Origin of the sequence: Streptomyces sp. Act143 (genome assembly GCF_003143935.1) — a bacterium.
Classification (GTDB): domain Bacteria; phylum Actinomycetota; class Actinomycetes; order Streptomycetales; family Streptomycetaceae; genus Streptomyces.
This window is the reverse complement of sequence record NZ_QFRX01000001.1, coordinates 2,232,060-2,254,038: the sequence shown is the minus strand read 5'-3', so window position 1 is coordinate 2,254,038 and position 21,979 is coordinate 2,232,060. Positions and strand designations below refer to the sequence as shown.

27 protein-coding genes and 2 pseudogenes are annotated in these 21,979 nt (G+C 69.9%); 19 read left to right on the top strand and 10 right to left on the bottom strand.

The genetic code is table 11. The annotated features are described in order from the left end of the window. The first annotated feature begins 251 nt into the window (after window positions 1–251). From DI272_RS10140 to DI272_RS10125, 4 genes are all read left to right on the top strand, one after another. The gene (locus tag DI272_RS10140; RefSeq protein ID WP_146238320.1) at window positions 252–1,562 is read left to right on the top strand and encodes a hypothetical protein; all 1,311 of its coding nucleotides are present in this window, start codon (window positions 252–254) and stop codon (window positions 1,560–1,562) included. Between the two features lie 124 nt (window positions 1,563–1,686). After that, complete coding sequence (locus DI272_RS10135) at window positions 1,687–1,959, top strand: glutaredoxin domain-containing protein (RefSeq protein ID WP_109495023.1); 273 nt, start codon at window positions 1,687–1,689, stop codon at window positions 1,957–1,959. Window positions 1,960–2,013: 54 nt separating this feature from the next. Then, window positions 2,014–2,238, top strand: a complete 225-nt coding sequence (locus DI272_RS46190; RefSeq protein WP_375138036.1) for a hypothetical protein — start codon at window positions 2,014–2,016, stop codon at window positions 2,236–2,238. Window positions 2,239–2,302: 64 nt separating this feature from the next. Next, a complete protein-coding gene (locus tag DI272_RS10125) occupies window positions 2,303–2,902 on the top strand; it encodes an SMI1/KNR4 family protein (RefSeq protein ID WP_109495022.1) in 600 nt (199 codons plus the stop codon). Window positions 2,903–3,013: 111 nt separating this feature from the next. Here the strand turns inward: DI272_RS10125 and DI272_RS45215 are convergent, their stop codons facing one another. Continuing rightward, window positions 3,014–3,262: a hypothetical protein gene (locus DI272_RS45215; RefSeq protein WP_258314509.1), complete on the bottom strand. Its 249-nt coding sequence runs from the start codon at window positions 3,260–3,262 to the stop codon at window positions 3,014–3,016. A 452-nt stretch (window positions 3,263–3,714) separates the two neighbouring features. Between DI272_RS45215 and DI272_RS10115 the strand changes: the two genes are divergently transcribed. After that, window positions 3,715–4,347 (top strand): uracil-DNA glycosylase, encoded by a 633-nt coding sequence (locus DI272_RS10115; protein ID WP_181387141.1) that lies wholly within the window; start codon window positions 3,715–3,717, stop codon window positions 4,345–4,347. Window positions 4,348–4,620: 273 nt separating this feature from the next. Here DI272_RS10115 and DI272_RS45210 read toward each other — a convergent pair whose 3' ends face one another. After that, window positions 4,621–5,457 (bottom strand): hypothetical protein, encoded by an 837-nt coding sequence (locus tag DI272_RS45210; protein WP_258314508.1) that lies wholly within the window; start codon window positions 5,455–5,457, stop codon window positions 4,621–4,623. 373 nt (window positions 5,458–5,830) lie between these two features. Here DI272_RS45210 and DI272_RS10105 point away from each other — a divergent pair, with 373 nt between their 5' ends. The 3 genes from DI272_RS10105 to DI272_RS45205 all read left to right on the top strand — a co-directional run bounded on the left by DI272_RS10105 (window position 5,831) and on the right by DI272_RS45205 (window position 7,209). After that, a complete protein-coding gene (locus DI272_RS10105) occupies window positions 5,831–6,274 on the top strand; it encodes a hypothetical protein (protein WP_146238319.1) in 444 nt (147 codons plus the stop codon). 194 nt (window positions 6,275–6,468) lie between these two features. After that, window positions 6,469–6,912 carry a hypothetical protein gene (locus DI272_RS10100; protein WP_109495019.1) on the top strand — a complete coding sequence of 148 codons (444 nt, stop codon included), beginning with the start codon at window positions 6,469–6,471 and terminating at the stop codon, window positions 6,910–6,912. 171 nt (window positions 6,913–7,083) lie between these two features. Then, on the top strand, window positions 7,084–7,209 hold the full coding sequence (locus DI272_RS45205) for a hypothetical protein (protein ID WP_258314507.1): 126 nt from the start codon (window positions 7,084–7,086) through the stop codon (window positions 7,207–7,209). A 316-nt stretch (window positions 7,210–7,525) separates the two neighbouring features. On the opposite strand, the gene DI272_RS10090 is transcribed toward DI272_RS45205, so the two are convergent. Then, window positions 7,526–8,359: a phosphatase PAP2 family protein gene (locus tag DI272_RS10090; protein ID WP_109495018.1), complete on the bottom strand. Its 834-nt coding sequence runs from the start codon at window positions 8,357–8,359 to the stop codon at window positions 7,526–7,528. Beyond that, on the bottom strand, window positions 8,356–9,246 hold the full coding sequence (gene lgt / locus DI272_RS10085; protein WP_109495017.1) for a prolipoprotein diacylglyceryl transferase: 891 nt from the start codon (window positions 9,244–9,246) through the stop codon (window positions 8,356–8,358). Before lgt ends, DI272_RS10090 begins: the two co-directional genes overlap by 4 nt. 168 nt (window positions 9,247–9,414) lie before the next feature. On the opposite strand from lgt, the gene DI272_RS10080 reads away from it, so the two are divergent. Then, window positions 9,415–9,921, top strand: coding sequence for a MarR family winged helix-turn-helix transcriptional regulator (locus DI272_RS10080; protein WP_109495016.1), 507 nt, complete (start codon window positions 9,415–9,417; stop codon window positions 9,919–9,921). A 383-nt stretch (window positions 9,922–10,304) separates the two neighbouring features. Then, complete coding sequence (locus tag DI272_RS10075) at window positions 10,305–11,342, top strand: SpoIIE family protein phosphatase (RefSeq protein ID WP_146238318.1); 1,038 nt, start codon at window positions 10,305–10,307, stop codon at window positions 11,340–11,342. A 180-nt stretch (window positions 11,343–11,522) separates the two neighbouring features. Here the strand turns inward: DI272_RS10075 and DI272_RS10070 are convergent, their stop codons facing one another. Continuing rightward, window positions 11,523–11,927, bottom strand: coding sequence for a DUF302 domain-containing protein (locus DI272_RS10070; protein ID WP_109495014.1), 405 nt, complete (start codon window positions 11,925–11,927; stop codon window positions 11,523–11,525). A 177-nt stretch (window positions 11,928–12,104) separates the two neighbouring features. On the opposite strand from DI272_RS10070, the gene DI272_RS10065 reads away from it, so the two are divergent. The 3 genes from DI272_RS10065 (at window position 12,105) to DI272_RS10055 (ending at window position 14,668) form a co-directional block, all read left to right on the top strand. Next, a complete protein-coding gene (locus tag DI272_RS10065) occupies window positions 12,105–13,469 on the top strand; it encodes a rhodanese-like domain-containing protein (protein WP_109495013.1) in 1,365 nt (454 codons plus the stop codon). A 69-nt stretch (window positions 13,470–13,538) separates the two neighbouring features. Next, window positions 13,539–13,925, top strand: a complete 387-nt coding sequence (locus DI272_RS10060; RefSeq protein WP_109495012.1) for a rhodanese-like domain-containing protein — start codon at window positions 13,539–13,541, stop codon at window positions 13,923–13,925. Then, window positions 13,922–14,668, top strand: coding sequence for a sulfite exporter TauE/SafE family protein (locus DI272_RS10055; RefSeq protein ID WP_109495011.1), 747 nt, complete (start codon window positions 13,922–13,924; stop codon window positions 14,666–14,668). The genes DI272_RS10060 and DI272_RS10055 overlap by 4 nt, the downstream gene beginning before the upstream one ends. A 19-nt stretch (window positions 14,669–14,687) precedes the next feature. Here DI272_RS10055 and DI272_RS10050 read toward each other — a convergent pair whose 3' ends face one another. Beyond that, window positions 14,688–14,975: a metal-sensitive transcriptional regulator gene (locus tag DI272_RS10050; RefSeq protein WP_047017838.1), complete on the bottom strand. Its 288-nt coding sequence runs from the start codon at window positions 14,973–14,975 to the stop codon at window positions 14,688–14,690. An 81-nt stretch (window positions 14,976–15,056) separates the two neighbouring features. Here DI272_RS10050 and DI272_RS10045 point away from each other — a divergent pair. Beyond that, window positions 15,057–15,643, top strand: a pseudogene (locus DI272_RS10045) (rhodanese-like domain-containing protein). A 47-nt stretch (window positions 15,644–15,690) separates the two neighbouring features. Here the strand turns inward: DI272_RS10045 and DI272_RS10040 are convergent. The 3 genes from DI272_RS10040 to DI272_RS10030 are packed head-to-tail and all read right to left on the bottom strand — an operon-like array spanning window position 15,691 to window position 18,257. Further along, complete coding sequence (locus DI272_RS10040) at window positions 15,691–16,062, bottom strand: co-chaperone YbbN (protein WP_109495010.1); 372 nt, start codon at window positions 16,060–16,062, stop codon at window positions 15,691–15,693. A gap of 51 nt (window positions 16,063–16,113) precedes the next feature. Continuing rightward, window positions 16,114–17,808, bottom strand: coding sequence for an aminotransferase class V-fold PLP-dependent enzyme (locus DI272_RS10035; protein WP_109495009.1), 1,695 nt, complete (start codon window positions 17,806–17,808; stop codon window positions 16,114–16,116). After that, window positions 17,805–18,257: an OsmC family protein gene (locus tag DI272_RS10030; protein ID WP_109495008.1), complete on the bottom strand. Its 453-nt coding sequence runs from the start codon at window positions 18,255–18,257 to the stop codon at window positions 17,805–17,807. Before DI272_RS10030 ends, DI272_RS10035 begins: the two co-directional genes overlap by 4 nt. A 277-nt stretch (window positions 18,258–18,534) precedes the next feature. Here DI272_RS10030 and DI272_RS10025 point away from each other — a divergent pair, with 277 nt between their 5' ends. The 4 genes from DI272_RS10025 to DI272_RS10010 all read left to right on the top strand — a co-directional run bounded on the left by DI272_RS10025 (window position 18,535) and on the right by DI272_RS10010 (window position 21,325). Further along, window positions 18,535–19,776 (top strand): NAD(P)/FAD-dependent oxidoreductase, encoded by a 1,242-nt coding sequence (locus tag DI272_RS10025; protein WP_109500770.1) that lies wholly within the window; start codon window positions 18,535–18,537, stop codon window positions 19,774–19,776. A 63-nt stretch (window positions 19,777–19,839) separates the two neighbouring features. Continuing rightward, a complete protein-coding gene (locus DI272_RS10020; protein WP_109495007.1) occupies window positions 19,840–20,157 on the top strand; it encodes a TusE/DsrC/DsvC family sulfur relay protein in 318 nt (105 codons plus the stop codon). A gap of 15 nt (window positions 20,158–20,172) precedes the next feature. Further along, a complete protein-coding gene (locus DI272_RS10015) occupies window positions 20,173–20,646 on the top strand; it encodes a DsrE/DsrF/DrsH-like family protein (RefSeq protein ID WP_109495006.1) in 474 nt (157 codons plus the stop codon). Window position 20,647: 1 nt separating this feature from the next. Further along, window positions 20,648–21,325: a PIG-L deacetylase family protein gene (locus DI272_RS10010; protein WP_219933843.1), complete on the top strand. Its 678-nt coding sequence runs from the start codon at window positions 20,648–20,650 to the stop codon at window positions 21,323–21,325. A 19-nt stretch (window positions 21,326–21,344) separates the two neighbouring features. Here the strand turns inward: DI272_RS10010 and DI272_RS10005 are convergent, their stop codons facing one another. Next, the gene (locus tag DI272_RS10005) at window positions 21,345–21,605 is read right to left on the bottom strand and encodes a hypothetical protein (protein ID WP_258314506.1); all 261 of its coding nucleotides are present in this window, start codon (window positions 21,603–21,605) and stop codon (window positions 21,345–21,347) included. A gap of 57 nt (window positions 21,606–21,662) precedes the next feature. Here DI272_RS10005 and DI272_RS46185 point away from each other — a divergent pair. After that, window positions 21,663–21,974: pseudogene (locus DI272_RS46185) on the top strand (hypothetical protein); the annotation flags it as partial. Between the last annotated feature and the right edge of the window lie 5 nt (window positions 21,975–21,979).

Sequence of the window (21,979 nt, the reverse complement as noted above, 5' to 3'; positions counted from 1 at the left end):
TCGCCCCGGGATTCTGTCGCCTGAAGTGGCACGGGCCAGGCCGGGCCGACTGCCGTCTGCGCGGCAAGTCGGTGCCGTGCCGCCTCCTCGGCACCGACCCGCCGCGGCGACACACGTCTATGGCCCTGCCTTGTCCGGCGATCACCACACTCGCCGCTACGCTCGGCCCCTGCGAAAAGGTCGGGGCTCGCATGCAGCATCCACCACGCCAACTCCCGGCATCACGCGTTCGATTTCAGTAGCGTGAGGGGATGAGAACACACGGGGGGAGGCTCGCAGTCGTCGCGAGCCTGGCAGCCAGTGCGGCCCTCGTAATGGGCGGCTGCGGCACGATCAGAGCAGGGGACACCGGCACGGGCGGCGCGAGTGCGGCAGAACTCGGGTTCAAGAAGTACGCGGGCGCCGTGGACTACCCGTCGGTGACCGGCCCGCACAACAAGGGGTACGTGGCGCCCCGCGAGGGTCTGCGCCAACTCGTGCCGCTGGGCAACTGCGCCCTGGGAGAGGGAACGTTCGCCAACGGGTACCGCTATGTGAACGTCAACTGGGCCGGTTCCGAAGGCTGTACGAAGTTCTCGATCACTCCGAAGCCGGGCACTGCCGACGAAGCCGACGTGCCGTACTCCATGCGCAGCGGCTGGCCCGGTGGCGGGCTGCCGGGCGACGTGGTGGTGCCGTGGGACGACGGTTCGCTGATCGGTGTCGGCGCCACATTGACCCGCCGGGCGTCGAACGGCGAGCAGTTCCGGCTCGCCACGCTGCCGCTGACGTTCAACACCCGCCCCGAACAGGAGACCGCGGACGATGCTTCGGTGAACACCGCGGTAAAGGTTGGCTCGGTCCTGCTGATCGGCGGCGGCCAGACCGTCGACCAGGTGGAGTCTCCGTACGTGTTCGCGTCCGACGACGCGGGCAAGACCATACGTCGCGTGCCGCTGCCGACGATCGACGGCTGGCAACCGTCCACACCCGTGGGCGACTTCGGCGTCCACGGCACAGAGGTCGTTGCCTTCGGTGCGGCGGCGACGAACGCTTACAACTTCCACTCCTCGGGCACGATCCCGTTCTGGCGCAGCGCGGACGGCGGCGCGCACTGGACGTCCGGCAACATCACCGGGATGCCGCCGGGTACACAGGTGCACAGCGTCCTGTACGCGTCGGGCCACTGGCTCGCCCTGGGTGGCTATGCGAAGTCCGGAGCCTTCTACAACTCCCTCCCGCTGGTTCTCACCAGCCAGGACGGCACCCACTGGACCCGAATGGACACCTCGGCCATGGGCACCGGCGAGATCACCGCAGCGACCGTCGATTCCGCGGGCCACCCGGTCCTGGTCGGCTCGGCCCCACGGCCCAAGTCCAAGCCGAACACCCGCACAGTGCTGTGCGGTTCCGTCTGGGTCGGCAACGGGACGACCACGGGCTGGAAACGTGGCGGCCTCGGCTGCAGCGAGGACCCCCCGAGCACGGCGGTCACCCTCGCGGACGGGCGCGTGCTGATCGCGGGCAACCGGGACCTCTGGCTCTCTCGAACCCCGGGGCCGGGGCGCGGCCACGGTTCTTGATCTCTTCCCGCGGTAGGCGGTCGATCACAGGACCCGCGAGATCGGCCAGACTCTGTAATTGCTGTGCTACTACGCTGGAAGTTCCAGCCGCCACAGGTACGCCAACTCCGTACGAGGGAAGGGCATGTCCGAGGAAGACGACAGCGTCGTGATGTACTGGCGACCCGGCTGCGCGTTCTGTATGAACCTGCGGTTGAGCCTGCTCTTCAGCCGCCTGCGCTACACCAAGCGGAACATCCGGCACGACAAGGACGCAGCGGCGTTCGTCCGCTCCGTCGCGGACGGGAACGAGACGGTGCCGACCGTCACCGTCGCCGGGCACGCCATGGTCAACCCCTCCAAGCGACAACTGCTGGACGCGGTCCGCGAGTACGCGCCGCATCTGTTGGCGTCCTGACCTGGCACTGAGAGCTGAGGGCCGGAACCGATGGCCCCTGGACGGCCCCGAGCCATGCGCGCAGCGCCGCGTTCAGTACTCCTCGGTCCCCAGGAAACCGGCGTTCGCGTCGTTGTTCGCACCGAAGGTGTCGGTGGCGGTGGCGACTCGCCGTATCCCTCTGAGTGGCTGTCCGCGTGCCGCCGTCTGCAGCGTCGCTACGAGCGCAAGGCCGAGCGCTTTCCGGCCTTCGTCGGCATCGCCGCCGCCCTGATCTGCTACCTCAGGCTGACGGCGTGACCGGCGAGACCTCCGAGCTGGGATGATCCTGCTGCAAAGACGACACAAGCCAGCGAGGACCGCCATGACCGACTACCTGGCCGCCGCCATGGCGATGCTCGGCCCGGCCCAGAACCGCTACGCGGACCCCGCCGCCTGGGACCGGCTCCACGCAGAACTCGGCATCCGACTGCCGACCGACTACCGGACTATCGTGGACGCATACGCTCCCGTCCAGCTCAACGGCCACCTGTATCTGCACCATCCCGCGACCGAACGCTGGAATCTGGGCCGGGACATACGGGACGCGATCCGCGCTTGGTCCGCGGTGTCCTGGGAAGACCTCGACCCGGACGAGGACCCTCGCCTGCTGTTCGGCCTCACGGAGTTGAGTTTCGGCACCCGCAACGGGCTGTGGCCGATCGCGAGCACCGACCGAGGCGAGACGTTGTTCCTCATGGCTGTGGACGCTGCGTCCCCTGAGCTCCTGGTTGAAGACGGAGAAGGCGGCTGGGCTCGGTTCGAAATGAGCTTCGCAGAATGGCTCTACCGCTATCTCATCGGCGAAGACATGGCCGGCCCCAACACCTCCGCCTTCTACCCCGGCCCGGTACAGCTGTGCCGACTGCCGATGACCGCTGACGAACGGCCAGAGCCGTGGAGCGGGCCGGACCGCGGTATGTAACCCCGCATCAGCCACGGCAGCCGCAGGCACCCTCCAAGCTGTCCGGAGAACCAAGCGAGACGATCTCTTAGACGATGTCAGTGCCGCCTCCGGAGCCCTTGGAGGGTTGTTTCAGAGGTTGGCGAAGTGCAGAGCCCCTCCGTGGAGTTCTTTGAACTTGTCGTTCAGGTTCTGCTCGGCCTCACCCGCGTCGTCTTCGGTCAACGGCCGCCAGGCGACGAGCATTGCGTCCGAGCCGACCAGCTGCCAGATGGAGCGACCGCCCCAATGGCCGGCCAACAGACGGGTGCCGTGGCGGCGGTAATCGGCAAGCCGCTGATCGAGTCCGTCCTGCCCTGCGGCCTTGCCGATGTGCACCATCCTCGCCCCGTCCCCCTAAGCATCGCCGAGCTTGTCGGCGCTCACGAATGGGTCGCGACCTTTGAGGTGTCCGGCAGGGATGGCGGGGACGAACGACGGGGCGAGGTGTCCGTGCGGACCACCACGTGGATTCCGTGTCCGGTGGGGACGTTGCTGTCGGGCAGGAACGGCGCGAACCGCGGAATCCGCGTGCGATCAGGGTCCTCTGCGTCAGCTCAGGTGCCGGGCGCATCTGACAGTCCTCGGCCCCCTCGTATAGCTAACGACCAGGTGGCGTGTGGCTCCGTGAAGTTCGGGACTTCCCATCGACAGCAACACTGCCCGCAGCGTCCTTCGCTCCTCGTCCTCCGGCATCTGTGGGCAGGGTCGATCGAGCAGTCCGCAGTGTCAGACGTTCCCGGTGGGGTCCCCGAGATGGTGTGATCCGTGTTGGAGGAACTATGGCGAGACGAATGCGTGACGAGGCGTTCCGGATAGAGCAGGAGCAGGGGCGCTACGCCCCCCACGTACGTCCGATCAATGAGATGGTCGACTCCTTGCGCGATCAGGACGGGCGTGGCTGGATGCCGCACGTCGCCCCCTGGCATGGGGGAGTTGATGCGCGCGCCCTGTCGATCCTGCGGGACCCGGGCCCCAAGACGCAGGAGGGTGTCGGCTCCGGATTTCTGTGCGTGGAGAACGACGATCCGACAGCAGAGCTTCAGGTCCAGCTCTTCGAGGGGGCGGGGATCGCGCCGCGAGACGTCACTCCGTGGAACGCCTACCCCTGGTACATCAACCGCTCGCCGAAGACGGCCGAGCTTCAGGCCGGTGTCGAGGTCCTGCAGCAGTTGTTGGGGCTGATGCCGAAGGTCGAGGTCGTGCTTCTCCAGGGCGGCGAAGCCCAGGACGCCTGGCGCCGCCTGCTCAAGACGCACCCCGGAGTTGTCCGTGACCGGAGTCTGAAGGTGGTCAGCACCTACCACCCGGGACGGCAGGCTCTCTTCGTACGAGACCCGGATGAACGTGCGCGCCGCGCACAGCACAGAGTCGACTCCTGCCAAACCGTCGGTGACATGCTCCGTGGGTTGGGTGGGCAGCTGTAGGGCTCGGCCGTTTGCCGACGGGCGAGGGGACGCCGGGATGGGCGCCAAAGCCAGCAGGAGTTGATCATCCGTATCCTCTGCTCCGGCGTCTTTGGAGTCGCCCGGCACGTCGCGCAGCCGGGCCCCGCCGCCCGCTGATGGGGATGGCCGGCAGGGCCCGGCTCAACTCCCGGATCACGCCGAGCGGGCGGCGCCCGGCGTAGCCGCAGCTCAGCGGTGCTGAGCAGTTCTTCTGTGGGAAGACCTCACGGCTGCCCCGGCCCGGGCGACCCGTCAGGTCCACCCTGCCGCGCGCATCATGCTCACCAACGCGCGCTCGGCCGCCTCCTCCTCGTCCTGGTCCACCTCGACGCTCTCCCAGCCCTCGGCGTACCGCAGCACGTTGGACAGCGTCTCGCGGTCGGCGCCGCCACCCGGGCCCTCGAAGGGAGAGTGCAGGACCGTTGACAGCGCCTGCCGCACCCAGCGGGCGACGGTGGCCTCGTCCCCCTTGGGCGTCCACGAGTAGTAGGGCACTCGCCCGATTTCGCCCAGCGCCTCCTTGAGCGCTTCGAACTCCGGGCCGGGACGCGGGCCGGCCGCGCGGTCGAGTGCGTCGGCGAACTCGGTGAGCAGCGCGAGGTCCGCTTCGGCCACCTCGATGGTGGTCAGGTGCACCACGTTCCCACCGTCGGGTCCGATCAGCAGCAGGACGTTGGGCGTGGGCGGGAGGATCTCATCCACCACCCCGTCCGCGAACTCCTCCGTCCCCTCGGGCAGCGCGTCGCGCACCCGGTAGTACGCCTCTTCGACGTCCTCGATCGGCGCGCCCGGGATGGGCACGCCTCCGCTGTCCCGGTAACCCACCAGCACCCCCTCATGGTCCAAGACCATCTCCATTCGGAGCCTCAGGAGCAGGCCGGCCAGTTCGTACAGGCCGGGCAGGCCATCCTGGACGAGGGGCAACAGCAAGGTGCGGGTGGGAGTGAGGCGCGGCGCCGACTGCTCGCCGCCGACTCGGGCCCGGTCGTTCGTCCGCATCGCCTCGGTGTACCGCGTACCGGTGGCGCGGCTCTGCTCACGGATCTCCCGCGTGCGCTTCCGCGACTTCCGGGGTCGGCTCGTAGGCATGTCTGACTCCATACAGCGGCGCACCCCACGCGGACGCCGCTCTGAAGGCAGGCAGATTGAGGTGCACGATGCGTCGAAGGACGGCTTGGCCTACCAACGAGGACTCCTGCGTGGCGAAAGGCCCCTTCAGCGGTCGGCGGTCGCGGCCGCCTGCCCCGGCAGCATACCGGCAACGGCCGCCGCGTCAGACCTTCAAGATCAACTCATTGCCTGTTTGGCCCGTATCTCGCAACCGGCGCGAATCGCATCTGATGCGAACTGGCGTCACCTTGCGCCGCGTTGGCCGGGCGGGTAGCGGGACGTCGCAGATCAGCAGTTAACGATCTGATCAATGTCACCGCTGCTGTCGTGCCAACGGGTGGACGCTGTCGAGATGGACTGGCTGCCCGTTGCGGGGACTCTACTTGGCACGTTGATCGGCTCGGCTGGAACGATCACCACTCAGTACGTGACCAACCGTACCGTTGAACGAAGCGCACGCCGAGCGCGCGCTGAGCAGGTCCGAGCTGAGCGGAAGGCTGCGATTCAGGATTTCGTCGAGGTCTATCAGAGGATCGAGCGTGTCATCAGCGACGGCGGTGATCGGCCGAGTGAGCTGATCCATCGCATGTGGTCGCTGCGCAACAATCTGATGCTGGTCGCCTCCGAAGAGCTTCACGACGCGGCGTCTGACCTCGCTAACGCTCTGGGCGATACGTACTGGCACGGAACGCCGGACGGCAGTAAGCCTTGGCAGCACCTCGGTGGCGTCCGGCATCGATTCCTTGAGGCGGCGCGCGCTGAGGTGCGGCCGGATGCTGACCACCGGGGGAACTGATCGACCAGAACCCGACCGGGTGATCGCGGCGCCGCTCGGGTTACGGGTCCGATCTTGTCGTTGTCCGACTCCCGATTACGCGAGGTCGCCAGTGGCAGACCCCATTTGGGCTTACCTTGGCGATTCCCCTTGTCGGCATCCTCAGCTCCCGGGCACGTAGAGTGCGGGCGGTCGTCGCACGAGGGAGGGGCAACATGTTCGGGCTGTCGGGACACAGGCTGCAGCAGGGCTTCGCAGAGCTGGGGGATCTCACCAACCGCACGCTGGACGAGATTGTCGCCGCCGTCGGCGGCCCAGTCAGTCAGAGCATGGCAGGACCAGGCCAGGTCTTGGTCCAGTGGCAGAGCGGCAGCTACCACATCGGGATCCTCTTCGAGGAGGGACTGTTCGCTGGCATCATGAGCGAGGATTCGGGTGTGTTGCCCGGCGGGCGAAAGCTGGCTCAGGGATTTGCGAACCTCGGCAATCTCGCCGGCCGTAGCAAGGCCGAGATCACCGCCGTGGTCGGCCCCCACTCCAGCTTCAGCGTGACGGGGCCCAACCAAGTGCTTCTGCAATGGCAGAGCGACGTTTACCACGTAGCGCTCCTCTTCGAAGGCGACATCTGCGTCGGGATCACGCACGAGTTCGCGATCTGATGCCCCTTCCGGTTCCTCCCGGAGCATTCCTCGCGGGGGCCGCCCCTTGAGCGGGCCGGCACCCACCGGGGGACACACGACCACGAAACCACTGCGCTTCGACGAGCAGGAAGCCAGGCGCTATCGGCGCGGGATCTGCGGCCTGTGCATCATGGTGCTCTGCCGCTCACCGTGACCGCGTTCGTTCCCCTGCTGGTCGCCCTGGGGCTGGGCACCTTCCTCCCGGTGAACAACGCGGTCATCATGCGTGCCGTCCCGGCGGCACTTCGGGGACCGGCGTTGGCCTGGTCAACATGATTTGCGGCCTGGTCACCGCGCTGGGCGTCGCCCTCGTCACTCTCGTCCTCCACCTGGCTGGCGGTGGGCCGTTGCCGTCCTGCTGCCCTGGGTGCTCGTGGCCGTCGGCGCCGCGGCGGCCGGTTCGGTCGGAGAGCCGACAGGGCCCCGGCACGGCGGCGACCGTGATGAGGGGGTGATCCGGTCCCGGAAGCGCAGCGCGGTGGATGCGGGACGCTGTGCCGGCCACCGGACTACTTGGCGCCCTCCGTTGGCTGGGTGTGCCTGAGATGTGGACCGGAGCCCGGACACACGGTGCAGTGAACCTCGGGGACGGTCAACGCGTGGCCACGCCCTGTGGCCGCCGCAGCCCTGGATAGGCCCCGCGTCCGGTGAACGACTCCTGCAGCAGAAACGCTATCGCGAGAGTGACGGCCCCGGCGGCGGCGTCGGTGACGAAGTGGTTGGCGGTGGCCAGGATGACGGTGAACGTCGCCACCGGATAGCAGACGCCCAGGACGCGTACCCAGGTGCGGCGGGCCAGGAAAGCCAGGGTCAGCCCGGACCAGGCGGACCAGATGATGTGCACCGACGGCATGGCGGCGTACTGATTGGACAGGGACGCCACATCGCCCGAGGCCCAGGATCCCCACGTGTGGTGCACGACGACGGTGTCGATGAATCCCTGCCCGGACAGGAAGCGGGGCGGGGCGGTGGCGCAGAACGCAAAGCCGATCAGGGCGAGCAGGGTGGCCGTGTACAGGGCGGTGCGCACCGCGCGATAGCGGTCGGGGTGGCGGACGTACAGCCAGATCAGGACGCCGATGGTGACGATGAAGTGCAGGGTGGCGTAGTAGTAGTTCATCCCCACGATCAGCCAGCCGATCCGGTCGGCCGCGTGGTTGACGGTGAGTTCGATGTCCACGTGCAGGAGCCGCTCGGCGTGCCAGATGGCGTGCGCGCGGTGCAGGGCGGCGGCGCGGTGGGCGGGGACGGCGTTGCGGGTGAGGGTGTAGGCCCAGTAGAGCAGGCCGGTGCAGAGCAGCTCCGCCCACAGCCGGGGCCGGTGCAGGGGGCGCAGCCTGGCGGGCAGTAGCGGGCCGAGGCGGCGGATCCGGGACGTGGGGGCGGCTGCGCCTTGCGAGGCTTCGGTGTCGGGAGCCGCCGTCACGCCCCCTCCTGGCCGGAAGCGCCGGCCGGAACCGATGCCCGTGCTTCCTCTCCGTTCTTCGCGCTGGGGTACGGGGCGTCGTCGCCCGGGCGTGAGTGCCGAGTGGTGATCAGGTACGCCAGCGCGCCGGTGAACAGGACGAGGGAGACGTAGTCGTTCAGGCGCAGGCCGAGGAAGTGGTTGGCGTGGTCGATGCGCAGCGCCTCGATCCAGGCCCGGCCGGTGGTGTAGGCCAGCACGTAGCAGGCGAACAGACGCCCGCGGCGCAGGCGTTGGTGGTGGCGGGCGTCCAGCCAGAGCAGCAGCGCCATGACGCCGAGGTCCCACAGGCACTCGTACAGGAAGGTCGGGTGGTACAGGGCGACGCTGGGGCTGTCGGCGGGGCGGTTGGCCGGGTCGATGTACAGCGCCCAGGGCAGATGGGTGGGGCTGCCGTACAGCTCCTGGTTGAAGTAGTTGCCCCAGCGGCCGATCGCCTGGGCGAGCACCAGTCCCGGCGCGACGGCGTCGGCGAAGTCGGCCAGCCTGATGCCGCGGCGGCGGCAGCCGAGCCAGGCGCCGACCGCGCCGAGGGCGACCGCGCCGGGGATGCCCAGGCCGCCGTCCCAGATGAACAGGGCGTGCAGGGGCTGCTTGCCGGCGGCGAAGTACAGCTCGGGGTCGGTGATCACGTGGTAGAGGCGGCCGCCGAGAACACCGAACGGCACCGCCCAGATCGCGATGTCGGCGATGTCCTCACGCCGTCCGCCCCGGGCCTCCCAGCGGCGTCCGGTCAGCCATACGGCGGTGAAGATGCCGGCCAGGATGCACAGCGCGTACGCGCGGATCGGCAGCGGCCCGAGGTGCCACACGCCCTGGGAGGGGCTGGGCAGGTAAGCCAGGTTCATCGGATCGACCGTTCTCACGTGCACGGGATCCGGCCTGCGGGCCGGAACGATCCGCCCGACAATACATCGGACACCGAAGTTTTCGGAATCGGATGTCGACCGGGTTGGCGGGCACTCGCCCGACGGGCGCGCGGTCGGACCGGTGCGTGGCGCGGCTACCCTTGCTCCATGTCTGCGCAGCCCCGCTCCGAGGTCTCCCTGCCGCGACCCACCGGCGAGGCGCCGGACGCCGCCCTCCTCGCCGAGGCCGTCACCCGGCTGCGTCGCGCGCTGCGCTCCTCGATCCGTACCGACTATCCATGGGAGACCCTGCCCATGGCCCAGGTCGAGCTGCTTCAGGTACTCGGCCAGCACTCTCCCACCCGGATCAGCGACCTCGCCGCCCGCCGTCGGCTGGCCCCGAGTACGGTCAGCGGCCTGATCGGCCAGATGATCAACGCCGGGCTGGTGGCCCGTGACGTCGACCCCGCCGACCGCCGCGCCTCCGTCGTCACCCTCACCGACGCCGGGCGCGATCAGCTCGCCGCCTGGACCGCCGCCCACGAACGCCGGATGGACGCCGCCCTCGCGGCCCTCGACCACGAGGCCCGCGCCGCCATCGCGAACGCGCTGCCCGCCCTGTTCCAGCTCGCCGAACACCTCGGTGAGCCGACAGGCGGCGCCGAGACACCGTGAACGGCCACGGACGGACCTGCTCGCCAAGCGCTGCCGTCAGGTCCTCGTCGCCGTTTGCGGCAGGCCGACAAGACGGGCCCGACGACGCTCGATGCACCATCCCGGTGGGCGTGCGGGTGGTGGAGGCCCTGCACTGGAGGGTGCAGCGCGCTGGGCGGCACCGCGCTCCAAGCTCACCGCCCCAATTGCGGCTCCTGCCCTGACGGAGTGTCCACTCGCGGCTACGCTGTGCGGGAGGCAAACGCTGTCGGAGAAGGTGGGGCGCGGTGCTCACTCGACTCTCCGCTCCCAGGGCCCACATTGTGGTGGGGGCCGCGACCCTGGTACTGGTTCTCGCCGTCGCCGGATGTGACGTGGCCTTCCGCGGAAGCCACCGGGGGATCATGACCTTGCTTGCCGTCGCCCCGGCCCTCGGGCTGTGCCTGCCACCCCACCGTCGCCTGCCGCTGTTCGCAGGGGGCATGGCCTTCGGCGGTGCGCTGGCACTGGGTTCGCTGGAGTGGCGGGACCGGCCTTTCGTGGTCGTTGGAACGCTGGTCAACATCACGTTGGTCACCCTTGCCATGCGGCGCATCGAACGGCGCGGGCAGGACATCGAACGACCGGTCAGCTCCGAAAGCACACCCGCGATCGCCCCGGCACAGCCGGACCCGCTGCGGACTTGGTCCTCCCGGGTCGGCGATGTGCGCGTGGAGGCACGCGTCGTTCCCGCTCCCGGGCAGGACCGCCTGCGCAGGGTGTCCTACGACCTGAGACCCACACGATTCGGCCCCCGGCTGCTCGTCGCCGCGTCCCCGCACGGAGAAGCACACCCGGAGGAGACCGCCGCGCACCTGTTGCACCACTGGGCGAAGACCGCCGAGGAGGAGTCGAGCCTCGCTGAGGCCGCCCGGAGACTGGACGCGGCCGTGAGTGCTGAGCGGGAGGGGTCCGACAGGGGTGTCAGTGCCCTGCTGGTCTCCCTCGCGTCCGACACCGCCGCCGAGGTGATTTGTTGTGGGCGGGCATCACCTCTCCTCATGGCCGAGGACAAGGTCCAGCCGCTGAATGTCCTGGCCCCGCTGCCGGCGCTGGGCCGATTCACCTCGCACCGAGCGGACGTGCCGATCTATACGACGGCGGTGCGGCTCACCGCGGGGCGACGGTTGCTGCTGCACATGAACGCGCCGCTGGAGCGGGATCGGGAGGGCGGGGACGGGCACCCGCTGGTGGACGTGCTCCGAGCTCAGGCGGACGGCCTGGCAACCCTGGCGCCGGATGCGTGCCTGGGTCGGCTGTCCACGCGGCTGGCCGAGTGTGCCGAGGAGGGGGCCGGGGGGGAGGTCGTCCTCATGGCCGTCGAGCGGGAGCCCCAGGCTGCGCAGTCGTACGTCCCCACGCGCGGGGACGCATCGGGTGAGGAACATCTGAAGGTTGGGTGACCTGACCTTCAGGAGCGGCGTCCGGGGGTGCGACGTCCTCCGCCGGACGCCGTCGGCCGACCGGGGTCCCCGAGGCGGGTGCGGTGGAGAACCCGTATATGAAGCCCCGCAGCACCAGGGAAGGTTCGGCCTGGGACCGGTCTTGCCCGCGACGCGGTTCCGTGAGGGCCGCGCCCCGGCTCAGCTCTTCGCGCCGGGTGTGGTGAGCGAGGCGAGGGCGGCGTCGAGGCGGCGGGTGGCCTCTTCGGCGACCGGGCGTAGGGCGTCGAGCTCGGTGAGGGTGACCATCGTGTTCGGGTCGAGGGCCTGTACGGCGGTGTGGTCGCCGTCGCGGCGGACGACGACGTTGCAGGGCAGCAGCAGGCCGATGGAGCGGTCGGTCTCCAGGGCGCGGTGGGCGAGGGGCGGGTTGCAGGCGCCGAGGATGACGTAGTCCTCCATGTCGTGGTCGAGCTTGGCCTTGAGGGTGGCGGTGACGTCGATCTCGGTGAGGATGCCGAAGCCCTGGGCGGCGAGGGCGTCGCGGACACGCTCCACGGCGGTGGCGAAGTCGGTGTCGAGGTGCACGGTGCGGTCATAGCGCATGGCGATGGCCTTTCTCGTCGGCTCGCGTGGCGCGGGACGGGTGTCCGGCCGTATGTGCGAGGTACTCGGGAGTTGTTTCCGCGGGCTTTTCCTGCCCTTGAAAATACCCCCGGGGGTACTCATGCTACCGTCGAAGATATACCCCCTGGGGTAAATCTGCACGGAAGGGAGTACCTCGTGTTCTTCGTCGACACGATCGAGGTGTCGGGGCTCGGCAATCGGAGCTACCTGGCGGGCGGTGAGCGGGCGGCGGTCGCGGTCGACCCGCCGCGCGACCTCGACCGGGTGATCGCGGCGGCCTCCCGGCGTGGGGTGCGGATCTCCCACGTGGTGGAGACGCACGTGCACAACGACTACGTGACCGGCGGCCTGGAGCTGGCCCGGATCACCGGCGCCGCCTATTTGGTGCCCGCGGGAGCCCCCGTCTCCTTCGGGCACGTACCAGTGCGCGACGGCGACCGAACGGAGATCGACTCCGCGGCGGGCCTGACCCTGCGCGCGCTGGCCACCCCCGGGCACACCCCGCACCACACCTCCTACGTCCTGGAGGAGAACGGCACGGCGGTCGCGGTGTTCACCGGTGGTTCGCTGCTCATCGGCACAGTCGGCCGCCCCGACCTCGTCGAGCCCCGGCTGACCGAGGGCCTGGCCCGCGCCCAGCACGCTTCCGCGCACCGGCTGGCGGCCGAGCTGCCCGACGAGACAGCCGTGCTGCCCACGCACGGCTTCGGCAGCTTCTGCTCCTCCTCGCAGGCCGAGGGCGGCGACACGACCATCGGCAAGGAGAAGGTGTCCAACGAGGCGCTCACCCGGGACGTCGACAGCTTCGTCGCCGAGCTGCTGGCGGGCCTGGACGACGTGCCCGCCTACTACACGCACATGGGCCCGGCCAACGCCGCCGGACCCGCGCCCGTCGACCTGACCCCGCCGTCCGTCGCGGACGCCGACGAGATCGCCGCGCGGCTGGATGCGGGGGAGTGGGTGGTCGATCTGCGCAACCGGGTCGCCTTCGCCGCCGGGCACCTCGCGGGCTCCTTCAACTTCGAGGCGGAGGGGCAGCTCGCCACGTATCTGGCCTGGCTGATCCCGTGGGGCAAGCCGGTCACCCTGCTCGCCGAGTCGCCCGAGCAACTCGCCGCCGCGCAGCGGGAGCTGGTCCGGGTGGGCATCGACCGCCCGGCCGCCGCGGCCACCGGCGGGCCGGCCGACTGGGTGCGCGCGGGCGAGACGCCGGCGTCCATCCGCCGGGCGACGTTCGCCGATCTCGCGGGGTGCTTGCGGGACGGCGTCGTGGTCCTCGACGTGCGCCGGGCGTCCGAACGTACGGATGGATTCGTCGAGGGTTCGCTCCACATCCCGATCCACACCCTGCCCCGCCGCCTAGACGAGGTGCCCGAGGGGCAGGTGTGGGTGCACTGCGCGGGCGGCATGCGCGCCGCGATCGCCGCTTCCCTGCTGGATGCCGTTGGCCGGGACGTCGTCGCCGTGGACGACTCCTTCGAGACGGCCGAGAAGGCGGGACTCACCCTCCGGACCTCTTGACGGCGCCGGCCGCTGCGGAGGTCGGCCGATCTTCCCTGACGACGTGACGAACAGGAGCCAGAAACCGAGATGAGTATCTTCCGACGGGCCCGGGGTGGCCCGGGGCGCGTGAGTGTGCAGGAGGCGGCCCTACGCACCGGGCACGGCAACCCCGATGGCGGCGGTGACGCCGTGCTGCTGGACGTGCGCGAGCCCTACGAGTGGCAGGCAGGGCACGCGCCACGGGCCGTGCACCTGTCCCTGTCGGCGCTGGCCGCCGGGGCGGGGCTGCCCGCCCACGCGCAAGGGCGGCTCCTGATCGTGATCTGCCGTTCCGGCAACCGCTCACGGCAGGCCGCCGAACTGCTCGTCGCCCGGGGCTCGCAGGCCGTTGACGTGGTCGGCGGGATGCGGGACTGGGCCAAGGCGGGGCTGTCGGTGGTGGACGCGCGCGGACATAGCGGCACCGTCGCGTGAGCGCACTCATACTCGCCCTGGCCGCCGGAGCAGTCATCGGCCTGGCGCTCGGTGCGCTCGGGGGCGGCGGCAGTGTCCTGGCCGTCCCCGCGCTGATCTACCTGCTCGGCTTCAGCCCGGTCGGGGCGACGACCGCAAGTCTGGTCATCGTCACGCTCACCTCGGTCACCGCGATGGTCGCGCACGCCCGCGACGGGCATGTGCGCTGGCGTACCGGGCTGCTGTTCGCGGCGGCCGGGATCGGCCCGGCGATGCTGGGCGGCGCACTCGCCGCCCATGTCCCGGCGGCCGCACTGACGGCGGCCTTCGCTGTGGTCGCGGGAGTGGCCGCCGTGCGCATGCTGCGTTCCCGGCCGGCTGCCGAGGGTGCTGTGACGGTGCGGCCGGTGCGGGCGGCGGCGGCCGGTGCCGGGCTCGGCGCGGTCACCGGTGTCCTCGGTGTCGGCGGCGGCTTCCTCGCCGTACCGGCCCTGGTGGGCGTGCTGGGCATGCGGATGCGTAACGCGGTGGGCACCAGCCTGCTGATCATCACCGTCAACTCGCTGGCCGCACTGTCGATGCGCGCGGGCACGGTCGAGGGGCTGGACTGGGCGGTGGTCGGCCCGTTCATCGGAGCCGCGATCCTCGGTGCCTGGGACGGCAAGCGGCTGGCCACGAAGGTCACCGGGCACACGCTTCAGCGCATCTTCGCCCTGGTGCTGCTGGCCGTGGCCGCCTTCATGCTCATCGACGCGGTGGTATGAGGTCGTGAGAGATGCGTGATCAGGCCAGAGACAGGAACAGCTTCTCCAGACGGGCGCGCATCGCCTCCGGGTCCTCGCCGTTCTTGCGCCCTGACTCCATGTCGGTCACGCACTGCTGCAGGCCCGTCGCGATGATCGCGAAACCGGCACGGTCCAGCGCGCGCGATGCTGCGGCGAGCTGCGTGACGACGTCTTCGCAGTCGCGCCCCTCCTCGATCATCCGGATCACCCCGGAGATCTGACCCTGCGCCCGGCGCAGCCGGTTCAGCACGGCCTTCAGGTCCGCACCCTCAAGCTCCAGTTCCACGACCACTCCTCGAAAAATACCCCTAGGGGTACTGTACGTCCCGGTTCGGGACGGCGTCGACCATTAAGGATCACACTCGTCATGACCAACTTCCCGACCCCTGTCGCCCTCGGCACGGACCAGGCCCGCACCGGCTGCACGAGCTGACCGTCATCGACGTGCGCACGCCCGCCGAGTATGCCTCCGGCCATCTGCCCGGTGCGCTCAACATCCCCCTGGATCACGTCCGGCGGGCGCTGCCGGAGATACGGCACGCCGCCGAGCGTGGCGACGTCCTCGTCGTGTGCGCCTCGGGCGCCCGCTCGGAGAACGCCTGCAAGCTGCTGGCCGAGCAGGGCATCGCCACGGCGACCCTCGCCGGCGGCACCGGCGCCTGGGCCGCCGAGGGGCACGACCTGCACACCCCGGCCGCCTGCGGCACCCGTTCCGGCTGGAGCATGGAACGCCAGGTGCGCTTCACCGCCGGCAGCCTGGTCCTCCTCGGCCTGGTTCTGGGCCTGCTCGTGCATCCGGCCCCCCTTCTGATCTCGGCCGGCATCGCGGGCGGCCTGGTCTTCTCCGCCCTCACCAACACCTGCGGCATGGCCGTCATGCTCGGCAAGCTGCCGCACAACCGCCCCCGCGGGGCCGACCTCGACGCCGCACTCGCCGCTCTTCGCGCCCACTGAACCCGACGTTCCAGGGCGCCCTTCATGCTTGATGGGCGCCCTGGGCGTCAGTTCGCTTCCGCCGAGCCCGCGGCGGCCTTCCGGCGAACGTCCTCCATGTCAACGGCCCGGATCTTGCCGATGAGCTCCTCCAGGGCCTGCGGTGGCAGCGCGCCGGGCTGCGAGTACAGGACGGTCCGGTCACGGACGGCCATCAGGGTGGGGATGGAGGAGATCTGGAAGGCGCCGGCGAGTTCGGGCTGGACCTCGGTGTCGACCTTGCCGAAGACGATGTCCGGGTGGCGCTCGGCCGCCTTCTCGTAGACGGGGCCGAACATCCGGCACGGTCCGCACCAGGCGGCCCAGAAGTCGATCAGCAGGATCTCGGAGCCGGTGACGGTCTCCTCGAAGTTGTCCTTGGTCAGTTCGACGGTCGGCATGGGATTCCCTCCGCTCCGATATACCCGGTGGGGTATCTTGGTCTGCTCGGTTCAACCGGTGTCGGCCCGGGTTTGTTCCACACAGGCGGGCGGCAGCGGGAACCAGCGCATGCGCTCGAAGTCGGCCGGCAGTCCGGTGGGGCCGTCGTCGACCCTGTCGGGGCGAGCGGCCAGCATCTCGCGGGCGCGGGCGAGTTGACCGGACAGGGTTTCCTCGCCCAGCCGGTGGTGGCGGACGGCCGGGGCGGAGATCCGGCCGTCGACGCCGAAGCGCACGTCGGTCAGCCGCAGCGGAGCGTCGGTGGGGCCGCTGCGGTGGCGCCACTGGCCGGTGTGCGGGTCGAAGCGGTAGTCCGGCAGGAGCCGGTGCCCCTGCGCGGCGATCAGATCAACCGCGTCGATCAGGTAGTCGCGGACGGTGTCGCTGATGAAGTAGTTGAAGTTGACGCGGATCCAGCCGGGCTTGATGCCGTCACAGCCGAGTACGACCTCGTCGAGCAGGGCGTGCGAGGTGGGGGCGTCGATGGCCAGCAGGCGGTGGCCGTACGGGCCCGCGCAGGAGCAGCCGCCACGGGCCTGGATGCCGAACAGATCGTTGAGGAGGGCGACGACGTAGTTGTGGTGCAGATAGGAGCGGTCGCCGTGGCGGATGCGGAAGGAGACGATGGACAGACGGCGGGCGTGGTGGTTGCCGAGGATCTCGATGCCGGGGTGGGTGGCCCAGGCCGCGAGCGCGCGGCGCCAGTGGCGCTCCTCGGCGGCCTGGATGGTGTCGGTACCGACGGCCTGCTTGAGGGCGAAGACGAGCCCGGCCCGGATGGACTCGACGATCGCCGGGGTGCCGCCCTCCTCGCGGGCCACCGGGTCGTCGAGGTAACGGTGGCCGCGCGGGTCGACGAAGGCGACCGTGCCGCCGCCGGGGGCGGTGGGCACCGGGTTGCGCACCAGCTCGCGGCGCACGACGAGCACGCCGGGGGTCTGCGGGCCGCCGACGAACTTGTGCGGGGACAGGAACAGCACGTCCTTGTGGTCCCCGGCGCCCGGAGCGCTCTCGGCCATCCGGATGGGGATGTACGGTGCCGCCGCGGCGTAGTCCCAGAAGGACAGCGCGCCGTAGGTGTGCAGCAACCGTGCGATGCGGTCGGTGTCGGTGAGGATGCCAGTGACGTTGGAGGCGGCGGAGAAGGTGCCGATCAGCAGCGGACGATTGGCGTACCGCCGCAGTTCCGCCTCGAGTCGGGCAAGGTCGACGTGGCCGTCCGGGTCCTCGTCGATGACCACGACGTCGGCGATGGACTCACGCCAGGGCAGCTCGTTGGAATGGTGCTCGTACGGTCCGACGAAGACCACCGGACGCTCGGCCTCGGGCGGCTTCTCCGGGCGACGCAGCTGAAGGATGCCGACGAGTTTGTTGACCGCGGCCGTCGCGCCGGAGCCGCAGAAGATGACGAGGTCGTCCTCGGTGCCGCCGACCGCGACGCGGATGATCCGGCGGGCGTCCTCGCGCAGCCGGGTCGTCTGCAACCCGGTGCTGGAGCTCTCGGTGTGGGTGTTGCCGTAGCGCGGCAGCACCTGCTCGCGGATCAGGTCCTCGATGAAGTCGAGGGAGCGGCCGGAGGCGGTGTAGTCGGCGTAGACGATTCGCTTCGGGCCGTAGGGCCCGTCGAGCACCTCGTCGTCGCCTATCAGGCCGCCGCGGATGCGGTCCACCAGTGCCGGCACGGTCGGCGCCGAGGTCGTACTCATGGCTCCACCTCGATGTCGATCTCGGGCGGCTGATGGAGGGTGTTGTGGACCGTGCAGTGCGAGGCCACGGCCAGCAGGGCCGCACGCCGCTGCTCTGGCAGCTCCGGTGGCGGGACGATCGCGAGGCGCGGGGAGGTGACACGTGGCGGTCGGTCGGTGGCCATGGTGAACTCCGTGCGGACGCGCAGGCCGGCCTGGGGCAGGCCGTGCCGGTGGAGGTAGCGGCCCGCGTAGAAGGCGACGCAGGTGGCCAGCGACGCCGCGAAGAGCTCGGTGGGCGTGGGTGCGGTGTCGGTGCCGCCCGCCTCCAGGGGCTGGTCGACATGGAGGCGGTGTTCGCGGATGTCCACGCTGTAGGCGTCGCCTTCCACGTGGATGACCTCCAGGCGGTGCACGTCCCCGGACTGGGTGCGGTTCGTGCTGAGGGTCTGCGGTGTGCTGCCGGTCATGGCCGAGCCCTTCTCGCTGATGTCGACTGCTCCGGACTCCAGTCGACCGCTGAGTGCGGGGGCGGGGTGAGGGGCCGACGGGGTGTGCCGGGGACCGTTCGGCCCTCGTGCCTGCATGTGCGGCGATATACCCTGCTGGGTATTTTATCAGGGTGTTCGTGCCAGGCGCATGGGGTCCTGGGGCCGGTGGGCCTGGCCGAAGACATACCCGGGTGGGTACTCGGGTGGGGACCAGCGGCCCATGCCGGGCTGTCATCTGCCGCTCGACAGTGGGGTCATGGGCAAACACATCGTGATTCTCGGCGGCGGGACCGCCGGCACCATGACGGCCAACCGCCTGTGTCGCACGTACGACCAGAGCGAGTGCCGGATCACGGTCGTCGACCAGAACGACGACCACCTCTACCAGCCCGGCCTGCTGTTCGTGCCCTTCGGGCTGGCCCAGCCCGACCACCTCGTCCGGCCCCGTTCCCGGCAGCTGGACGCGGCTGTCGACTACAAGCAGGCGCGGATCGAGCGGGTCGATCTGGACGCGCGGACCGTGCACCTCGCCAGTGGCATCCGGCTGCCGTACGACGTCCTCGTGGTCGCCACCGGAGCGACGCTGCTGCCGGAGGAGACCGAGGGACTGACCGGAACCGGCTGGCGCGAGAAGGTCTTCACCTTCTACGACCTGCCCGGCACCGCCGCCCTGCATCACGCGTTGGAGCGCTTCGAGGGCGGCCGCCTGGTGATCGATGTCGCCGACCTGCCCCTCAAGTGCCCCGTCGCGCCTTTGGAGTTCGCCTTTCTGGCGGACTGGTACTTCCAGCACCGGGGCATCCGGGACCGGGTCGAGCTGACGTACGCCACCCCGCTCGACGGTGCGTTCACCAAGCCGGTCGCTGCCAGGGCGCTGGGCGGGCTGCTCAAGGAGAAGGGCATCGAGCTGGTCACGGAGTTCACCCTCGGCGAGGTCGATGGCGAACGCGGGCGGCTGGTGTCGTACGACGAGCGCGAAGTGCCCTTCGACCTGGCGGTCGTGGTGCCCCTGCACGGCGGCGCCGAGTACGTGGAGCGTTCCGAGGGCCTGGGCGACGAACTCGGCTTTGTCCCCGTCGACCCGCACACGCTGCAACTCCCGGACCGTCCCGAGGTGTTCGCGATCGGGGACGCGGCGGGCCTGCCCGCCTCCAAGGCAGGATCGGTGGCCCATTTCGAGGGTGAGGTGGTGGTGCACAACATCGGCCGTCACCTTGCTGGGCAGTCGTTGAACGCCTCCTTCGACGGGCACGCCAACTGCTTCGTGGAGACGGGTTTCCACAAGGCGCTGCTGATCGACTTCAACTACGACACCGAGCCGCTGCCCGGCCACTTCCCGGGCCCGGTCGGTCTGCCGCTGATGAAGGAGTCGCACGCCGCCCACCTCGGCAAGCTCGCCTTCGAGTGGCTGTACTGGCACAGCCTGCTGCCCGGCCGGGACCTGCCTGGCATCGGCTCGGCGATGCCCGAGCACGGCAAGCATCACGTATCGGACTGAGAACCACGTGTCCGTCTGCGGCCACGTGTGCGTCCAGGTCCGCCCAGGGGAGAGGACCCCGTCATGCCCACCACCACCTACGACAACACCGACATCCACGTCGACGACGAGGGGTTCTTCACTGACCCCGCGTGCTGGACGGAGCCGATGGCCGAGCCGATCGCCAAGGAGGCCGGCATCGACACGCTGACGGACCGGCACTGGATCGTCATCCGCTTCATGCGTGAGCAGTACGCGGCCAAGGGCACCGGCCCGACCGTGCGGGTTCTCGGCAAGACCTCCGGTGTGAGCGTCAAGGAGCTCTACCAGCTGTTTCCCAAGGGACCGGCGAAGACCGCCGCGAAGATCGCCGGTATCCCCAAGCCGCGCGGCTGCATCTGAGGAGCGTGAGTCGTCATGGCCGACACCGCAACCATCGAGAAGGTCTCGATCATCGTCTCCAAGGGATCCCTGGAAGGGATCTACCCGGCCCTGATCATGGCCAACGGAGCCCGCGCCGAGGGAATCGAGGCCGACCTGTTCTTCACCTTCTTCGGCCTCGATGCCATCACGAAGAAGCACTGGGAGCACATCAAGCTGGCCACGGTCGGCAACCCCGGTCTGCATCTGCCGACCCTGCTGGGCGGCATGCCGGGGGTCCCGGACCTGGTCACCCGCTACATGGAACGCAAGATGGACAAGCTCGACATCCCGCCGATCCCGGAGTTCATCGAGATGATCGCCGACACCGGCGCGGGCATCTACGCCTGCAAGGCGTCCGTCGACCTCTTCGAACTCGACAAGGATGACCTGGTCGAGCAGGTCCAGGGCGTCATCACGGTCGGCGAGTTCTACGAGCACGCGGCCGGCGGCCAGATCATCTACACCTGAGATGGCCGACACAGGCGCAGGGCGCGGGCTGCCGGGCGGGATGCGGCGGGTGCTGGCGGTGGTCGCCCACCCCGACGACGAGTCGTTCGGCCTGGGTGGCCTGCTCGCCCTGCTGTCCGGGTCCGGTGTGCCCACAGCCGTGCTCTGCTTCACCCATGGCGAGGCGTCCACCCTTCACGGCAGGCCCGGCGACCTGCATGCCCTGCGCGCGGACGAACTCGCGTGCGCGGCACGGGAGCTGGGCGTCGAGCGGGTGGAGCTGTCCGGGCACCCGGACGGTGGCCTCGACCGTATTCCGCCGCACCGGCTCGCCGGAGAGGTGGCCCGGCTGATCGACGAGCAGCGCCCCAGCCACCTGCTGGTGTTCGACCTGGGGGGTGTCACGGGGCACCGGGATCATCAACGGGCCACCGGCGCCGTGCTGTTCGCCGCCCGCGGCACCGGCGTGGCGGTGGTGGGGTGGACCCTGCCGCGGGACGTGGCGGAACGGTTGAACGCCGAGTTCGGTACGTCCTTCCTCGGGCGTGATCCGACCGAGTGCCGTGTCGTCGGGCCGGTGCCGCGCGAGTGGCAGGGCCGCGCCATCGCCTGTCACGCCAGTCAGTCGTCCGACAACCCGGTGCTCCGGCGTCGTCTGGAACTCCTGGGCGACCGGGAGTACTTGCGCGTCCTGGAGTGACCCGAACCGCAGGCGTGAGTCAGGTCGAGCGGGAGTTCTCGCGTGCCGGGCCGACGGGCTCGGTGCTGTGCTCGGCCAGGCCGGCGTGCAGGAGGAGCAGGCGGGCCAGGTCACGGGCCTCTCCGGCGGTGAGCGCCGCCCACACGCCCGGCTCGCCGCCCTGGTCGCGGCCCACGTCCAGGGTGACCCGGCTGATGGGCCGCTCCGCCGGCGCGATCTGCAGCCATCGCACGGCGATGCTGCGCCCGCAGGCGGTCACGACGCAGTTGTCCTCGCTCACCGGGGGTCGGTCACGTCCTGCCGTCGCCACCGTCTTCCCGCTCCTCCGCCGGGTTGGGTGACGGTCCCCGGCGGGTGGTGTCCGCGACTACGGTGTCGTCGCCGACCTGAATACCCGGAGGGGTATAAGTGTCAGCGCTCGGCGAGGCCGCAATGTTCCCCTCGCACAAACGCCACCGCCGTCGTACCCGCCGTCTTCGTCATCCACCCGGGACAGATCGTGCGGGCGGTGCTGTCTTGCCTGAGGAACGCCGGCCGCATTATCCCCGAGATCGAGCGACTGCTCGACGCCCTGCAGACCTCCGATCGCGACGGAGTCGCCTGCCCCGCCAATCGGAACCCCGGCGAGGATGTCGTCCTCGGTGCCCCACGCAC

Excerpts from the sequence above, each read along its gene's own strand:
- DI272_RS10075 (WP_146238318.1), top strand. The coding sequence starts at position 10,305 with ATGACCTTGCTTGCCGTCGCCCCGGCCCTCGGGCTGTGCCTGCCACCC.
- DI272_RS10140 (WP_146238320.1), top strand. The coding sequence starts at position 252 with ATGAGAACACACGGGGGGAGGCTCGCAGTCGTCGCGAGCCTGGCAGCC.
- DI272_RS10060 (WP_109495012.1), top strand. The coding sequence starts at position 13,539 with ATGAGTATCTTCCGACGGGCCCGGGGTGGCCCGGGGCGCGTGAGTGTG.
- DI272_RS10070 (WP_109495014.1), bottom strand. The coding sequence starts at position 11,927 with ATGCGCTATGACCGCACCGTGCACCTCGACACCGACTTCGCCACCGCC.
- DI272_RS10115 (WP_181387141.1), top strand. The coding sequence starts at position 3,715 with ATGCGTGACGAGGCGTTCCGGATAGAGCAGGAGCAGGGGCGCTACGCC.
- DI272_RS10040 (WP_109495010.1), bottom strand. The coding sequence starts at position 16,062 with ATGCCGACCGTCGAACTGACCAAGGACAACTTCGAGGAGACCGTCACC.
- DI272_RS10020 (WP_109495007.1), top strand. The coding sequence starts at position 19,840 with ATGCCCACCACCACCTACGACAACACCGACATCCACGTCGACGACGAG.
- lgt (WP_109495017.1), bottom strand. The coding sequence starts at position 9,246 with ATGAACCTGGCTTACCTGCCCAGCCCCTCCCAGGGCGTGTGGCACCTC.
- DI272_RS10135 (WP_109495023.1), top strand. The coding sequence starts at position 1,687 with ATGTCCGAGGAAGACGACAGCGTCGTGATGTACTGGCGACCCGGCTGC.
- DI272_RS10010 (WP_219933843.1), top strand. The coding sequence starts at position 20,648 with ATGGCCGACACAGGCGCAGGGCGCGGGCTGCCGGGCGGGATGCGGCGG.
- DI272_RS45210 (WP_258314508.1), bottom strand. The coding sequence starts at position 5,457 with ATGCCTACGAGCCGACCCCGGAAGTCGCGGAAGCGCACGCGGGAGATC.
- DI272_RS10035 (WP_109495009.1), bottom strand. The coding sequence starts at position 17,808 with ATGAGTACGACCTCGGCGCCGACCGTGCCGGCACTGGTGGACCGCATC.
- DI272_RS10105 (WP_146238319.1), top strand. The coding sequence starts at position 5,831 with ATGGACTGGCTGCCCGTTGCGGGGACTCTACTTGGCACGTTGATCGGC.
- DI272_RS46190 (WP_375138036.1), top strand. The coding sequence starts at position 2,014 with ATGCGCGCAGCGCCGCGTTCAGTACTCCTCGGTCCCCAGGAAACCGGC.
- DI272_RS10100 (WP_109495019.1), top strand. The coding sequence starts at position 6,469 with ATGTTCGGGCTGTCGGGACACAGGCTGCAGCAGGGCTTCGCAGAGCTG.
- DI272_RS45215 (WP_258314509.1), bottom strand. The coding sequence starts at position 3,262 with ATGGTGCACATCGGCAAGGCCGCAGGGCAGGACGGACTCGATCAGCGG.
- DI272_RS10080 (WP_109495016.1), top strand. The coding sequence starts at position 9,415 with ATGTCTGCGCAGCCCCGCTCCGAGGTCTCCCTGCCGCGACCCACCGGC.
- DI272_RS10125 (WP_109495022.1), top strand. The coding sequence starts at position 2,303 with ATGACCGACTACCTGGCCGCCGCCATGGCGATGCTCGGCCCGGCCCAG.
- DI272_RS10015 (WP_109495006.1), top strand. The coding sequence starts at position 20,173 with ATGGCCGACACCGCAACCATCGAGAAGGTCTCGATCATCGTCTCCAAG.
- DI272_RS10030 (WP_109495008.1), bottom strand. The coding sequence starts at position 18,257 with ATGACCGGCAGCACACCGCAGACCCTCAGCACGAACCGCACCCAGTCC.
- DI272_RS10025 (WP_109500770.1), top strand. The coding sequence starts at position 18,535 with ATGGGCAAACACATCGTGATTCTCGGCGGCGGGACCGCCGGCACCATG.